The sequence below is a fragment of the Acetoanaerobium noterae genome, from assembly GCF_900168025.1.
Lineage (GTDB): Bacteria > Bacillota > Clostridia > Peptostreptococcales > Filifactoraceae > Acetoanaerobium > Acetoanaerobium noterae.
The window spans coordinates 308,685-322,149 of the sequence record NZ_FUYN01000002.1; the positions used below are offsets into that span (position 1 = coordinate 308,685).

Below are 13,465 nucleotides of genomic sequence, written 5' to 3' on the forward strand. Positions count from 1 at the left end.
GACCATGAAAAATGATGCTCTAAAGACGACTATACTGAGCATGAAAGTTATATCAAATGTAGATGAATCAATGGTAAGAGAATTCACTCTTCCTCAGGGGCATAAAAGTATAGGTATGTTTACAGCTGACTGCGACGATGTGTCTTATACTGCTTTGGATGAAGCTACTAAAAAAGCTGATGTAAAGGTAGTGTATGCAAAATCATTCTATGGAGGGGCTGCAAATGCCAACACTAAGCTAGCTGGTGAAGTAATAGGAATAATTTCAGGTCCTAACCCAGCTGAAGTAAAAAGCGGACTTAATGCCATAGTGGATTTTATAGAAAGTGGAGTATCCTTCACAAGTGCAAATGACGATGATTCCATAGCTTATTATGCTTATTGCATATCAAGAACAGGAAGCTATCTTTCTGAAGTGGCAGGGATACAAGAAGGCGAAGCAATAGCTTACCTTATTGCACCACCACTTGAGGCTATGTACGCTCTTGATGCAGCGCTAAAGGCTGCAGATGTAAGAATGGCTGCCTTTTATGGACCGCCATCTGAAACTAACTTTGGAGGAGGACTGTTAACTGGAAGCCAATCTGCTTGTAAAGCTGCTTGTGATGCTTTTGCAGAGGCTGTGAAGTTTGTAGCTGAGAATCCTACAAAGTTCTAATAAGAACTTAAGGCGGTGAAGGCCCATGAAAAATAAAGCCTTAGGACTGATAGAAACCTATGGATATATAGGAGCCATAGAAGCTGCGGATACAGCAGTAAAAGCAGCCTATGTAGAGCTGAGCGCAGTTGAAAAGGTCAAAGGAGGCCTAGTGACTGTTCAGCTTCTAGGAGATGTAGGTGCGGTAAAGGCTGCAGTTGATGCAGGAGTCCAAAAGTGCAAGGCTCTGGGAGTCTATGTATCTTCTCATGTAATAGCTCGACCAGACAGTGAGCTTTACAAAATAGTTCCTAAGCTGAACTCTGAGGAAACTGACAAGCCAAAAGAGATAATAGCTTTTGAGGATGAAAATGCCAAAGAAGATGAAAAAATCGAAAAAGCCGATAAGATTGAAAAAGATGAGAAGGCTGACAAGCTTGAAACTTCAGAACCAGAATTTAAGCTTCCTAAGCATTTTTACACAATGAAGGTGGTACTGCTTAGAAACTATGTTAGAAAGCTGGATAATTTTCCAATACCTAATAAAAAAATCAAATTTGCTAATAAGCAACAGCTGATTGACGGATTGATAGAATATTATAAAACCAAACCTATGACAAAAGAATAGTAATTGCTAAAGAGAGGAGGACAATCATTTGGAATATGAAATGGACAAGGATTTACGTTCTTTGCAGATTGTAAGAGACCTCGTAAAAAAAGCAAAAATCGCTCAAAAGATGTTTCGTGAATATGATCAGATTCATGTGGATTTCATAGTGGATGAGCTTGCAAAAGCAGCTGAAAAAAATTCAGTGAAATTAGCAGAAATGGCAGTATCTGAAACTGGCTATGGAAACGTAAAGGATAAAACTACAAAAAATGTTTTCGCCAGCAGAATACTACATGAATACATCAAAAATATGAAGACCATAGGCGTGATTCATGAAGATGAGCAGCATGGTATTGTGGAAATAGGTGTGCCTTTTGGAGTAATTGCAGGACTCGTGCCATCCACTAATCCAACCTCTACAGCTATATACAAGGCTTTGATATCGCTAAAAGCAGGAAATGCCATTATTTTTAGCCCACATCCAGCAGCGCTTTGCTGCATTATGGAGGTGGTAGATATTTTAAGAGAGACTCTTAAGAAAAATGGATTTCCTGAGGATTTGATATCCTGTATATCTGTTCCGACTATGGAGGCGACAGATGCACTTATGAAGCATCAGGATGTATCTCTTATACTCGCTACAGGAGGCTCAGCAATGGTAAGAGCAGCGTACAGCTCAGGAACTCCAGCACTTGGAGTAGGTCCTGGAAACGTACCTGCCTTTATTGAAAAAACTGCTGATATCAAAATGGCTGTTAGCAGAATAATAGCTGGAAAAATCTTTGACAACGGCGTGATATGTGCTTCAGAGCAAGCCGTAGTAGTTGAAAGAGAAATTTACAAGGAAGTTAAGAAAGAATTTATAAATCAAGGCTGTTACTTTGTAAATGAAGAAGAAAAGCTCAAAATGGAAAAAATAATAGATACGCCATATGGAAGTCTGAATGCAAAGATAGTAGGTAAAACTGCAAGCCAGCTCGCAGATATGGCAAAAATAGAAGTGCCAGAGGATACAAAAATAATAATTGCTGAAGAAACTGGAGTAGGAAAGGGTTATCCATTTTCTAGAGAAAAGCTATCGCCTATCCTTGCTTTTTATGTAGAGGATGATTGGAAAAAAGGCTGTGATAAGTGCATAGAGCTACTTGATTATGGAGGAATGGGACATACTCTTGGAATCCATTCAAACGACAAGGATATAATCATGGAGTTTGCACTTAGAAAGCCAGCATCTAGAATAATTGTAAACTCTCCTACTACTCACGGAGCAATAGGAGCAACCACTAACCTTGCGCCAGCTCTTACCCTAGGATGCGGTGCTGTAGGAGGAAGTGCTACCTCAGACAATGTGAGCCCTATGAACTTAATAAATATAAGGCGCCTAGCATATGGCAAAAGTGAAGCAGAGGATCTAAAGCCAAGAGAGCTTGTTAATAGCTCATGCCAGACACCAAATATAAGCCAAATAAATGATACTGAAAAGCTTGTTAAGACAGTTGTGGATTTGTTGATGAAACAGCTTAGTCACTAATTTTATATTTAAATTGATGAGGAGGAAATTAAAATGGCAAACGCTAACGCATTAGGAATGATAGAAACTAAAGGTCTTATTGGAGCAATAGAGGCAGCAGATGCAATGGTAAAAGCAGCTAACGTTACCTTGGTAGGAAAAGAGCTTGTTGGTGGAGGACTAGTTACAGTTATGGTAAGAGGAGATGTAGGAGCTGTAAAGGCAGCTACAGATGCAGGAGCAGCAGCGGCTGATAGAGTAGGAGAGCTACTATCAGTACACGTAATACCAAGACCACATATGGAAGTAGAGTCTATCCTTCCTCAGACTAAACCTCAAGCTGAATAGCTTTTAATAAGGTAAGCCTAAAGGGAGGTGTGGATTTATGGCAGTAATTACAGAATCTGCCTTAAGGACTCAGTTAAAAAGTAAAACTGCTACGGTCTATGCCGTAAATAAAGGTGATAAACTCACTCCCTCAGCTTCAGAATATCTCAAAACCAAAGGAATAGAATTAATCTACTCCGATGATGAAAGAGCAGTGAATGATAAAGTAGCCTCTAAAGGGGATGAACCTCCTGTAAAAAGTGCAGATGAAAATAAAATATCCAAAAAATATGTCTGTTATTATACAGGGGCTTGGTTTTCTGAAAAACCAGAATTTATGACTCAAATTGAAGGAAATAAACTGGTATACAAAGATCACCAAAGAATCGCTTTTAGAGGTAAGCTGGATTCAACTGAAGCTCAGGCGCTCTATACACTTAGCCTTATAGATGATTCAAAAAAGCAGATTAAGGCAGGTCTAAAGGAAATATATCTGCATCTTAGAAAAATGATGCGTGCAGAGGTTTTAGGAGAGCATTTAGAAGAATTCTCTATGCTCTCAATGGATCAGGCTCAGCTAAGGGAGCTATCTCATAATCCTAAGAAATATTTTGGAAATGGCCATTTTATTTTAACAGGAGAAGAGGATAAGGATGTACTGCTTTTAAATATTCTAAGAACTAGGCTAAGAGAGCTTGAGATAGAGGGACTAAGAGCGTTTAGAAAAGAAAATACTGTAGATAGAAAAGATATAATGATGAATCTCAATAGACTTAGCAGTGCTGTGTATGTATTAATGCTAAAAGCAACCTATGAGAAATGAAAGCAAGGTGATAAGCGATGAATGAAGAAATGATGAAGGAGCTCATATTAAAAATTATGAAAGAGCTCGATTTTAATAAAGATTCTTCTATTCTTGAAGCATCACCTGATGAAAAGGTCCAAACTGGAGCTTTTGATGATTCGTTTCAAGTAGAAGTCTCAGCAAGGCATATCCACCTTAGTAAAGAGCATCTTGAGGCACTTTTCAAGGATCAGGAAATAGGAATAAAAAAGGAGCTTTCTCAGCCAGGACAGTATCAGGCGGATATTAGAGTAACTCTAATAGGACCAAAGGGAGTGCTTCAAAATATAGCAGTTCTTGGTCCATCTAGAAATAATACTCAAATAGAGCTATCTCTTACAGATGCTAGAGTTCTTGGGATTAATCCTCCTGTTCGTGATTCTGGAGATACAAAGGGAAGTGCAGGAGTTATAATCAGTGCTAACGGCAGAGCTATTGAGCTTACTGAAGGAGTTATAATTGCTAAGAGGCATATTCATATGACTCCTAAAGATGCAGTCTTAAGAGGAGTGAAGGACAAGGATTTAGTAAAGGTAAGAGTTGAAGGAGATAGACCTCTGATATTTGATGATGTACTGGTGAGAGTCAGTGATAAATACAGCCTTGCTATGCATATAGATTTTGATGAGGCAAATGCTGTTGGCCATAGACCAGATAGCAGAGGAAGAATAGTGTTTGATTCTGAAAGAATCAAGCTGGAAAATAAGCCTCTAGTTAAAGAGGAAACTAGCAGTGAGCTTAAAGAGTGCTTTATAGAAAAAAAGCTTATATCTGAGGAAATGATTAAGGAGCTAGTAAAATCAGAGCCTAAGATAGTCAATATTCCTAAAGCTAGCATATTGACTCCTCTAGCTGCAGATTTTATTAAAGAAAAAAGGATAGAGCTAAAAAGAGTGTAATCAAGTCTCCTAAGGCACTGCAAAGGAGTGATGAAATGAAAAAAATACTCATTACTAAGAAAAATATAAATGAGTACCTAGATGCAAAGACCTGTAGCCTAGTGATGGGGCCAGATATGATACTGACTCCTGGAGCAAAGGATGAGGTCAGAGAAAGAAATTACGCTATAGTCTATAAAGAGATTTCTGAATCTTCAGACGAAATATCTTTAGAGGACAGAATAAAATGTATACTAAAAAATGACTATAACGTGGAAGATGAAGCATTACTAAAGCTACTGGTTAAAAAAATTGGAGCAAAATAAACTCAACACCAGATATAAAAACGGATGAGTAAGGGAGGTTTTGCAATGCCAAGCATTAATGAAATCATCCTGTATATCATGATTGTTTTCATGGTAGTAGGAGCAGTAGATAAGATTTTTGGAAATAAATTTGGTTATGGGGAAAAATTTGACGAAGGCTTTATGGCTATGGGCTCACTTGCTATTGCAATGGTAGGGGTAGTTTCTCTTGCTCCTGTGCTTGCAAATGTACTAAGACCTATAGTAGAGCCAGTGTATGTATTTTTGGGGGCTGACCCAGCGATGTTTGCAACTACGCTTCTTGCAAACGATATGGGAGGCTATCCTCTAGCTATGCAGCTTGCAAAGACAGAAGAAGCAGGTCTGTTTGCAGGACTGATCTTAGGAGCTATGATGGGGCCTACAATAGTATTTACAATACCTGTAGCTCTAGGAATAATTAAAAAAGAAGATCATAAATATCTAGCAAAGGGTGTTCTTGCAGGTATGATTACTATACCTATAGGATGTTTTGTTGGAGGACTAGTTGCAGGCTTTGATTTGACTATGATACTAAAAAATCTTGTACCAATCATCATAGTTTCAGCACTGCTTGCTGTTGGACTGTGGTTTATACCAGAAAAAATGATAAAGGGCTTTACTGTATTTGGACAGGGCGTAGTAGTAGTTATAACTATAGGTACTGCAGCGATTATAGTTGAGACCTTGACAGGAGGAAAGCTAGTGCTTATCCCTGGAATGGCGCCTATTCAAGATGGTATTTTAATTGTAGGTTCAATTGCGATTACACTTGCTGGAGCTTTTCCTCTGGTGCATTTTATCACCAAGGTTTTCAATAAGCCTCTAATGCAGGTTGGAAAGCTTCTTGGCATGGGAGAAGTAGCCGCAGCAGGTATGGTTGCTACTCTTGCAAACAATATACCTATGTTTGGACTTATGAAGGATATGGATGAAAGAGGGAAGGTTCTTAACGTTGCATTTGCAGTAAGTGCTGCCTTTGTATTTGGAGATCACTTGGGCTTTACTGCTGGAGTTAACAAGGATATGATTTTCCCTATGGTAGCAGGAAAACTAGTAGCAGGTATAACAGCTGTAATTCTAGCTAGCTTTATTACTCCTAAAAGCAAAATAGAAGAGCCTACAGCAGAGCAGCCAAATGTGATTTCAGAGTAAACTCTGTCAGGAGGGTATTATGAATCTAGATGAAAAGGTACTAGAGTCTTTAGTTAGAAAGGTAGTAGGAGAGCTTATGGCAGCCAAAATGCCAGAGTTTGAAAAGGATATTGATCCTAAGACAGGGATAATGTCTATTAAAGCAGAAAAAGTAGTATGTGAGAAATTTGATACAGGCCATATTAATGACAAGGTTTATTTAAAGGATGTACTAAGCCTTGATGAAAGCCCAAGACTAGGCTGTGGCATGATGGAAATGGATCACTCTGCTTTTGAATGGACGCTTAAATACGATGAAATAGATTATGTGATAGATGGGGTTCTTGAAATCAGGTTAAAGGATAAAACCATAAGAGGGGAAAAGGGAGATATTATATTTATTCCAAAGGATTCAGAGATAGTATTTGCTACTCCTTCCACTGTTAGATTTATGTATGTAACCTATCCGGCAAATTGGAGTGAGCAGTAAAGCTTAAAAATTTATAGAGTAAAAGGTTTGGCGTTTAGCTGATTAAAAGGATAATTCCTGCCTTTTTCTCATAAATCCTATCAGGAAGGAGGAGGGCTTATGAGCTCTTGCCTCAAAATATTTTCCTATTGCGATGAGCTAGTAGATGAATTTGAAAAAGTTATAAGCTGTCCTAAAAAAGAAAAATCCTCTGTATACTACACAGGAGTGGATTTGGGTACGGCATATGTAGTGCTTGCAGTGCTCGATGAAAATAAAAAACCAGTTGCTGGAGCCTATAGAAGAGCTTCCGTAGTAAAAGATGGTATGGTAGTAGACTACATGGGAGCAATAAAAATAGTAAGAGAATTAAAAAAAGAAATAGAAGAAAAGCTAGATACTGATCTTGTTTATGCAGCAGCGGCGCTTCCACCAGGGACCACGAGTCTTGACTCTGGAGCGATAAAGCATGTAGTTCAGGGAGCGGGATTCGAACTCACTGCACTTTTAGATGAGCCTACAGCTGCAAATGCAGTGCTTAAAATAAGCGATGGAGCAATAGTTGATGTGGGCGGCGGAACTACAGGGATTTCTATACTTAAGGATTCAAAGGTTATATATGTGGCTGATGAGCCTACAGGAGGCACGCATTTTTCCCTAGTAATAGCAGGGGCATATAAAATGCCTTTTGAAGAAGCTGACACCTACAAAAGAGATGAGAAAAATCACAAAGAGCTCACTCCTGTAATTAAGCCAGTGGTTGACAAGGTCTCATCCATAATAAATACCCATATTAAAAACCACGATGTAAGTGAAGTATATCTTGTTGGAGGAACATGCTGCTTTAATAATATAGAAGAAATGATTGAGAATTATATTAAGATACCTACAATAAAACCTAAAAATCCTTTATTCGTAACACCACTTGGAATTGCACTTAATTGTACTCAGGAAATAATGGAATAAAAGGAGCTGGTAAGATGATAGCCGGAAAAGTAATTGATAATATTTGGGCTACGAGAAAATCGGATTCTCTAAAAGGCCTTAAATTCATGCTCATAGAAGCTATAGGGGGCAAGGAATCTGGCAAGTATATCATAGCTGCAGATACTATAGGAGCGGGTATAGGAGAGAGAGTGTTGATTTGTGGTGGAAGCTCAGCAAGAAAGATGCTAGGCAAAGACGATGTGCCAGTAGATGCTGTCATAGTTGGGATTATAGATGAGGATTGCATTTTTTAGTAAGGTAAAAAAGCAGAGGTGAAAAAAGTGGACTTACAGCAAATAGTAAAAGATGCAGGGATAGTAGGAGCAGGAGGAGCTGGCTTTCCAACTCATGCAAAGCTCACAGAAAAAGCTGAGTACATCCTTCTAAACGCAGCTGAATGCGAGCCACTGCTAAGAGTGGATCAGCAGCTTATGGAGATTTATCCAAAGGAAATCATATTGGGCTTTGAAGCGGCAGGAAAACAAGTAGGAGCGTCACAAGCAATCATAGGAATAAAAAATAAGCATAAAAAAGTAATAAAAATTTTAAATGAAGCAATAGAAGCTTTGAACTTAACTGATTATGTCAAGGTAACTCCTCTTGAGGATGTATATCCAGCTGGAGATGAGCATGTCCTAGTATATGAGCTTACAAAAAAAATAGTGCCAGAGCTAGGAATACCACTTAGAGTAGGGTGCGTAGTTATAAATTCAGAAACTGCATTAAATATTTACAATGCCATAAATCAGGTTCCAGTAACAGATACCTATTTGACTATAGCTGGAGATATAGAAAATCCTGTGACGCTCAAGGTTCCAGTAGGCACGCCAATTAGAGCCTTATTTGAAAAAGCAGGCATAAAGGATATAGATAGCTACGCAGTAATAGATGGTGGTCCTATGATGGGACCTGTGATGGAAAATATAGATGGCTTTGTAAATAAAAAAAGCAAGGGCTATATTCTTTTGAAAAAAGACCATTTTCTAATAAAAAGAAAAACAGTGAGCTTAGAAAGGGCTAGTGTTGTTAGCAGAACTGCTTGTGAGCAGTGCAGAATGTGTACTGATTTATGCCCTAGATATCTTCTAGGACATAATATGCAGCCTCACAAGATGATGAGAACTCTGGGTTATCAGCTTAAGGATATAAGTGAGCAGGATATTTCTCAGCTATGCTGTGAGTGCAATGTATGCGAACTATTTGCTTGCCCAGTAAACATCCACCCAAGAGCTGTAAACGTAATATATAAAAAGAAGCTTCAGGAGCAGGGAATAAGATATGAGCCTATTAAAACTGAATTTACTCCGAGGGTGGCAAGGGATTTTAGATTGATACCTACAAAACGCCTCATTTTCAAACTAGGGCTTCATGATTATGACAGACCAGCACCTCTTGATTTTGATGAATACAAATCGTCGTACGTTGAAATACCTATGAGCCAGCATATAGGAAGGCCATCACAGCCTATAGTAAGCGCTGGAGAGCAAGTGAAAAAAGGACAGCTGATAGCTGTGATTCCAGAAAATTCACTAGGGGCAGCTATTCATGCTAGTATAGACGGGGTGGTAGTAAAGGTAGATGAAAAATCTATAGCGATAAAGGTGGGAGATTATGAGTAACTCAATTGGAATGATAGAGCTTACCAGCATTGCGAAAGGCATATATGCAACTGATATGATGATTAAGGCAGCAAATATTGAAGTCGTAAGTGCAACTCCAGTATGCCCAGGAAAGTATATAGCGATAATTCAAGGAGATGTAGCGGCGGTTGAAAGCTCAATAAATGCTGGTGTAAGAGCATCTGAGGAATACTTAGTAGATAGCTTTATATTAGCAAATGTTCATCCGGCTGTATTTCCAGCCATAACAGCAACTACACTTCCAGATGGAAGCGGAGCCCTAGGGGTTATGGAATCCTTTTCTATGGCTTCTATGATTATGGCGGCAGACGCTGCGCTTAAAACAGCTGAAATACAAGCGCTTGAGCTTAGACTTGGCAGTGGGCTTGGAGGAAAGGCGTATTTTACATTCACAGGTGACGTTGCGGCTGTAAATGAAGCAGTAGAAGCAGGAAAAGTAATGGCTATGGAAAAAGGCTTGCTGGTTGATGTAGCAATAATGCCATCCCCTGCAAAAAAACTTTGGCAGGCTCTTTTTTAAAATTATTAAGAATCCTATCCGTTTGTTTTAACGTACAGAGTTTAATATAAGTAAAAATTAATGTGGGATTGATATTAAGAGAAATCTAAGCATAGAAAAAGAGCTTTGGAGGTTTAAGACCAAAACTCTTTTTTTATTGTGAATAAAGCAAGGTAATCTCGTTATATTGAAATCTGTATTGCAATAACGGATGAGAATTATATTGCTTTTACTTGATGGTAGGTTTTTTTGCCTTTTTTAATCATCAGTACCCCGTCGTTTAACATATCAGCAGTTACGTTAAAATCTATAGATTCAACCTTGATATCATTAACAGAGATACCTCCTTGAGAGATAAGTCTTCTTGCTTCGCTTGAAGATGGAACTAGGCCAGTTTCTTTAAGAACTTCTAATATAGCTATTCCACTTTCTAGTCTAGATAGTTCGACTTCTGTAGTAGGAGCATTTGCAGAAGCGTTGTTGTTAGTAAATAATGCTCTTGCAGCTTCCATAGCAGCATCAGCATCTTCTTTGCTGTGAACTAGCTTAGTAACCTCGTAAGCAAGAACTTCCTTTGCATGGTTTATTTCTGAGCCCTCAAGCGCTCCTAGTCTTCTTACCTCATCCATAGGAAGGAAGGTAAGCAGTGCTAGGCATTTCTCAACTGAAGCATCTTCTATATTTCTCCAGTATTGGAAGAACTCATATGGAGTAGTTTTTTCTCTGTCTAGCCATACTGCACCAGCCATAGTCTTGCCCATTTTTTTGCCGTCTGATGTAGTTAGAAGATTAAAGGTCATTCCGTATGCCTGTTTACCCTCTTTTCTTCTTATAAGGTCAGTTCCAGCTATGATATTAGACCACTGATCGTCTCCACCTAGCTGCATAACGCATCCATGCCTTCTATTTAGTTCTAAAAAGTCATATGCTTGCATAATCATGTAGTTGAACTCTAAGAAGGATAGACCTTTTTCCATTCTAGATTTAAAGCATTCTGCAGTAAGCATTCTATTAACTGAAAAATGCATACCTATTTCTCTTAAAAAAGGGATATATTCCAAATTCATCAGCCAGTCAGCGTTGTTTGCCATGATTGCGTTATCTGCTGTGAAATCTATAAATCTGCCTAGCTGAGCTTTAAAGCGCTCTCCATTTTCTTTTATAGTTTCAGGGGTGATCATTTGACGCATATCTGTTCTGCCAGACGGGTCCCCTATCATTGTAGTGCCGCCGCCTATTAGAACGATAGGCGTATGACCAGCAAGTTGCAGATGACGCATCGCTACAGCCTGTAGAAAATGTCCTACATGAAGGCTATCAGCTGTAGGGTCGTAGCCTGTATAAAAAACAACCTTCTCCTTCCCTAATAACTCTCTGATTTCATCTTCATGTGTTGCTTGAGCGATAAATCCGCGCTCCTTTAGAACATCAAATACATTCTCCATTTTCTCACCTCTTTGTTTTAATTTTTATGCCAAAAGCAAGCTTCCTTGATTTAGCATTAAACCTATTATAATACTATAATACATGGTATTTCAATAAAAATACTCACAAAAAATTTATGTTTGCCGATATAAGATATGTGAATTTGTGCAGATTTGTCTGATAATTTCGCTTAAATTCTGTTATTATAACAATTAAAATGGTATAATAAGTATTGAAAATTATAAAGAATGAAACTGGAGGGAAAAACTAATGGAAGATGGCGTCGGGAGTACCTTGAGAAATTTACTCAAGTCACCACTTGGCATTATTTCAGGAGGAAGAGGGTTCAAAGGAATTTTTTCTAAAAATGAACAATCTGAAGAAACTGAAGAAGCGCTAAAAGAGGAGCTTATCACTATATTGGATGAAGAAGAGGGCAAAGGAGCTGTTAATCTTTTTGAAAAAGAAATGATTAAACGTGTTCTTAAGCTTTATGAAACAAAAGCAAAGGAAATTATGATACCTAGAACCTCAGTGTTTGCAGTAAATATTGAGGATGATGTCTGTGATATCATAGATGAAATCATTGAGGAACGTTATTCTAGAGTTCCTGTATATGAAAAGGATATAGACAATATCATAGGAGTAGTGCATATCAAAGACCTTTTTGCTCAGATGAGAAAGGGAAACATAGATTGCATTAATCTGAGAGGAATCATGAAGCAGCCTTATTTTGTGCATGAGTATAAAAGTATAGATGAAATTTTTCTTGAAATGCAGAAAAATAGAACTCATATGGCTCTTGTAATCGACGAATATGGTGGATTTTCAGGTATTATTACCATTGAAGATCTGGTAGAAGAAATAGTAGGAGATATCTCTGATGAGGATGATGAATACGAGGTAGATGAACCTATATTTAGGATTAGTGAAAACACTTATAAAGTGGATGGACTAACTAGTATATCGGATGTCAATGAGCTATTGGAAATTGAATTGCCTACAGATGTCAATGACACAATCGGGGGACTACTTCTGGGAACCCTTGGCAAGATACCTAATCTTGAAGAAGAAAATGAAGAAACAAATGCTTTCTTTGACGATGTAGAATTAAAAGCAATCAAAGTAAGCGACAAAAGAATAGAGACCTTGCTGGTTAAACTCAAGCCAAAGTCATTTTTGGATATTTAACTAGAGTAAGGCTCGCAAATAACTTTTAGGAGTGTTCCCATGAAAATTGCAATTGTTGGAGCTGGAACAGGTGGGACGAAGCTCATAGAATTATTTAACGACATTAAAGAGACAGAGATAGTTGGGGTAATAGATAGAAATATGCAATCTGCGGGAATTGAATATGCAAGAAAGCTGGGCATTCGCTGTTCTACGGATATCAGTGAAATCGATTCAGCCTGTGAAATGATAATTGAGGCTACAGGAAATGCGAGTGTGTTAGAGTCATTGAGAGAAAGATATGGCTCAACTAAGCATATTGTAGACTCTATTACTGCAAAGCTTATGATGTTTATTGTAGATAAACAAATTGAAATGAGAGACAGGCTTAATTTTCAACTGGAGGAGATAAATAAAACCAGTGAAAGTCTTCATTTTGAGATGAATAATATGGTAAAAATAACTGAAAAGCTCAACGGCATAAATACGGATTTGGCTCAATCTGCCATGCAATCGAATCAGTTCATAGAAAAAACTGATGAAATGACTAAGGCAGTAAATAAAATAACTCAGCAGATAAAGATACTAGGCTTAAACGCAAATATCGAAGCTGCACGTGCAGGAGAGCATGGAAGAGGATTCTCTGTTGTAGCGACTGAGGTTCAAAAGATGTCTGACAGCACTAGTGAGTTTGCTTCTCAAATTTCAGACCTTCTTAATTCATTAAGAGCAGAAAATGAAAAGATATCTTCTGAGGTATCAAAGCTAGGTATATTATCAGAAAATCAAGATACTATAACTCATAAAGCTAGAAATATAGCAGATGAGCTGAAAAATATATAGTTTATATTTAAAAATAAAAAGAATAACTTATTATTTAAAGCACAGAAGTCAATATCTAGAGAATATACTATTGTATAAATTACTAAATCCCTTGGTTTATATCAAACGATATAGCCAAGGGATTTTTTAGTGAATTTAATATTCAATT

Annotated in this window: 15 protein-coding genes and 1 pseudogene; 15 read left to right on the forward strand and 1 reads right to left on the reverse strand. The window is 37.9% G+C overall.

The genetic code is table 11. The annotated features are described in order from the left end of the window. The first annotated feature begins 4 nt into the window (after positions 1-4). From eutL to B5X47_RS05100, 13 genes and pseudogenes are all read left to right on the forward strand, one after another. On the forward strand, positions 5-658 hold the full coding sequence (gene eutL, locus B5X47_RS05040; RefSeq protein WP_013360472.1) for an ethanolamine utilization microcompartment protein EutL: 654 nt from the start codon (positions 5-7) through the stop codon (positions 656-658). A 25-nt stretch (positions 659-683) separates the two neighbouring features. Continuing rightward, positions 684-953 (forward strand): annotated as a pseudogene (locus B5X47_RS14060) (BMC domain-containing protein); the annotation flags it as partial. A 340-nt stretch (positions 954-1,293) separates the two neighbouring features. Next, complete coding sequence (locus B5X47_RS05050) at positions 1,294-2,778, forward strand: acetaldehyde dehydrogenase (acetylating) (RefSeq protein ID WP_079589110.1); 1,485 nt, start codon at positions 1,294-1,296, stop codon at positions 2,776-2,778. Between the two features lie 33 nt (positions 2,779-2,811). After that, the gene (locus tag B5X47_RS05055; protein ID WP_013360475.1) at positions 2,812-3,105 is read left to right on the forward strand and encodes a BMC domain-containing protein; all 294 of its coding nucleotides are present in this window, start codon (positions 2,812-2,814) and stop codon (positions 3,103-3,105) included. Positions 3,106-3,142: 37 nt separating this feature from the next. Continuing rightward, entirely contained in the window at positions 3,143-3,907 is a 765-nt protein-coding gene (locus B5X47_RS05060) for a hypothetical protein (protein ID WP_079589111.1), read from the forward strand. Positions 3,908-3,924: 17 nt separating this feature from the next. After that, entirely contained in the window at positions 3,925-4,827 is a 903-nt protein-coding gene (gene pduL, locus B5X47_RS05065) for a phosphate propanoyltransferase (RefSeq protein WP_079589112.1), read from the forward strand. 35 nt (positions 4,828-4,862) lie between these two features. Then, positions 4,863-5,132, forward strand: a complete 270-nt coding sequence (locus B5X47_RS05070; RefSeq protein ID WP_013360478.1) for a hypothetical protein — start codon at positions 4,863-4,865, stop codon at positions 5,130-5,132. A 45-nt stretch (positions 5,133-5,177) separates the two neighbouring features. Continuing rightward, the gene (gene eutH, locus B5X47_RS05075) at positions 5,178-6,305 is read left to right on the forward strand and encodes an ethanolamine utilization protein EutH (protein ID WP_079589113.1); all 1,128 of its coding nucleotides are present in this window, start codon (positions 5,178-5,180) and stop codon (positions 6,303-6,305) included. Between the two features lie 19 nt (positions 6,306-6,324). Then, positions 6,325-6,774, forward strand: coding sequence for a cupin domain-containing protein (locus tag B5X47_RS05080; RefSeq protein ID WP_079589114.1), 450 nt, complete (start codon positions 6,325-6,327; stop codon positions 6,772-6,774). 99 nt (positions 6,775-6,873) lie between these two features. After that, positions 6,874-7,719 carry an ethanolamine utilization protein EutJ gene (gene eutJ, locus B5X47_RS05085; protein ID WP_079589115.1) on the forward strand — a complete coding sequence of 282 codons (846 nt, stop codon included), beginning with the start codon at positions 6,874-6,876 and terminating at the stop codon, positions 7,717-7,719. 14 nt (positions 7,720-7,733) lie between these two features. Continuing rightward, on the forward strand, positions 7,734-7,994 hold the full coding sequence (locus tag B5X47_RS05090) for a EutN/CcmL family microcompartment protein (protein ID WP_013360482.1): 261 nt from the start codon (positions 7,734-7,736) through the stop codon (positions 7,992-7,994). A 27-nt stretch (positions 7,995-8,021) separates the two neighbouring features. Then, positions 8,022-9,359, forward strand: coding sequence for a 4Fe-4S dicluster domain-containing protein (locus tag B5X47_RS05095; protein WP_079589116.1), 1,338 nt, complete (start codon positions 8,022-8,024; stop codon positions 9,357-9,359). Next, the gene (locus B5X47_RS05100) at positions 9,352-9,900 is read left to right on the forward strand and encodes a BMC domain-containing protein (protein ID WP_041487067.1); all 549 of its coding nucleotides are present in this window, start codon (positions 9,352-9,354) and stop codon (positions 9,898-9,900) included. Before B5X47_RS05095 ends, B5X47_RS05100 begins: the two co-directional genes overlap by 8 nt. Positions 9,901-10,097: 197 nt before the next feature. Here the strand turns inward: B5X47_RS05100 and tyrS are convergent, their stop codons facing one another. Next, positions 10,098-11,324 (reverse strand): tyrosine--tRNA ligase, encoded by a 1,227-nt coding sequence (gene tyrS / locus B5X47_RS05105; RefSeq protein WP_079589117.1) that lies wholly within the window; start codon positions 11,322-11,324, stop codon positions 10,098-10,100. A gap of 250 nt (positions 11,325-11,574) precedes the next feature. Between tyrS and B5X47_RS05110 the strand changes: the two genes are divergently transcribed. Both B5X47_RS05110 and B5X47_RS14025 read left to right on the forward strand, forming a co-directional pair. Then, on the forward strand, positions 11,575-12,495 hold the full coding sequence (locus tag B5X47_RS05110) for a hemolysin family protein (protein ID WP_079589118.1): 921 nt from the start codon (positions 11,575-11,577) through the stop codon (positions 12,493-12,495). 39 nt (positions 12,496-12,534) lie between these two features. Then, complete coding sequence (locus B5X47_RS14025) at positions 12,535-13,317, forward strand: methyl-accepting chemotaxis protein (RefSeq protein ID WP_079589119.1); 783 nt, start codon at positions 12,535-12,537, stop codon at positions 13,315-13,317. Positions 13,318-13,465: the final 148 nt, after the last annotated feature.

What these genes read in the sequence shown, in the direction of transcription:
- eutL (WP_013360472.1), top strand. Translation starts at nt 5, where the DNA reads ATGAAAAATGATGCTCTAAAGACGACTATACTGAGCATGAAAGTTATA.
- B5X47_RS05055 (WP_013360475.1), top strand. Translation starts at nt 2,812, where the DNA reads ATGGCAAACGCTAACGCATTAGGAATGATAGAAACTAAAGGTCTTATT.
- B5X47_RS05060 (WP_079589111.1), top strand. Translation starts at nt 3,143, where the DNA reads ATGGCAGTAATTACAGAATCTGCCTTAAGGACTCAGTTAAAAAGTAAA.
- pduL (WP_079589112.1), top strand. Translation starts at nt 3,925, where the DNA reads ATGAATGAAGAAATGATGAAGGAGCTCATATTAAAAATTATGAAAGAG.
- B5X47_RS05070 (WP_013360478.1), top strand. Translation starts at nt 4,863, where the DNA reads ATGAAAAAAATACTCATTACTAAGAAAAATATAAATGAGTACCTAGAT.
- eutH (WP_079589113.1), top strand. Translation starts at nt 5,178, where the DNA reads ATGCCAAGCATTAATGAAATCATCCTGTATATCATGATTGTTTTCATG.
- B5X47_RS05080 (WP_079589114.1), top strand. Translation starts at nt 6,325, where the DNA reads ATGAATCTAGATGAAAAGGTACTAGAGTCTTTAGTTAGAAAGGTAGTA.
- eutJ (WP_079589115.1), top strand. Translation starts at nt 6,874, where the DNA reads ATGAGCTCTTGCCTCAAAATATTTTCCTATTGCGATGAGCTAGTAGAT.
- B5X47_RS05090 (WP_013360482.1), top strand. Translation starts at nt 7,734, where the DNA reads ATGATAGCCGGAAAAGTAATTGATAATATTTGGGCTACGAGAAAATCG.
- B5X47_RS05100 (WP_041487067.1), top strand. Translation starts at nt 9,352, where the DNA reads ATGAGTAACTCAATTGGAATGATAGAGCTTACCAGCATTGCGAAAGGC.
- tyrS (WP_079589117.1), bottom strand. Translation starts at nt 11,324, where the DNA reads ATGGAGAATGTATTTGATGTTCTAAAGGAGCGCGGATTTATCGCTCAA.
- B5X47_RS05110 (WP_079589118.1), top strand. Translation starts at nt 11,575, where the DNA reads ATGGAAGATGGCGTCGGGAGTACCTTGAGAAATTTACTCAAGTCACCA.
- B5X47_RS14025 (WP_079589119.1), top strand. Translation starts at nt 12,535, where the DNA reads ATGAAAATTGCAATTGTTGGAGCTGGAACAGGTGGGACGAAGCTCATA.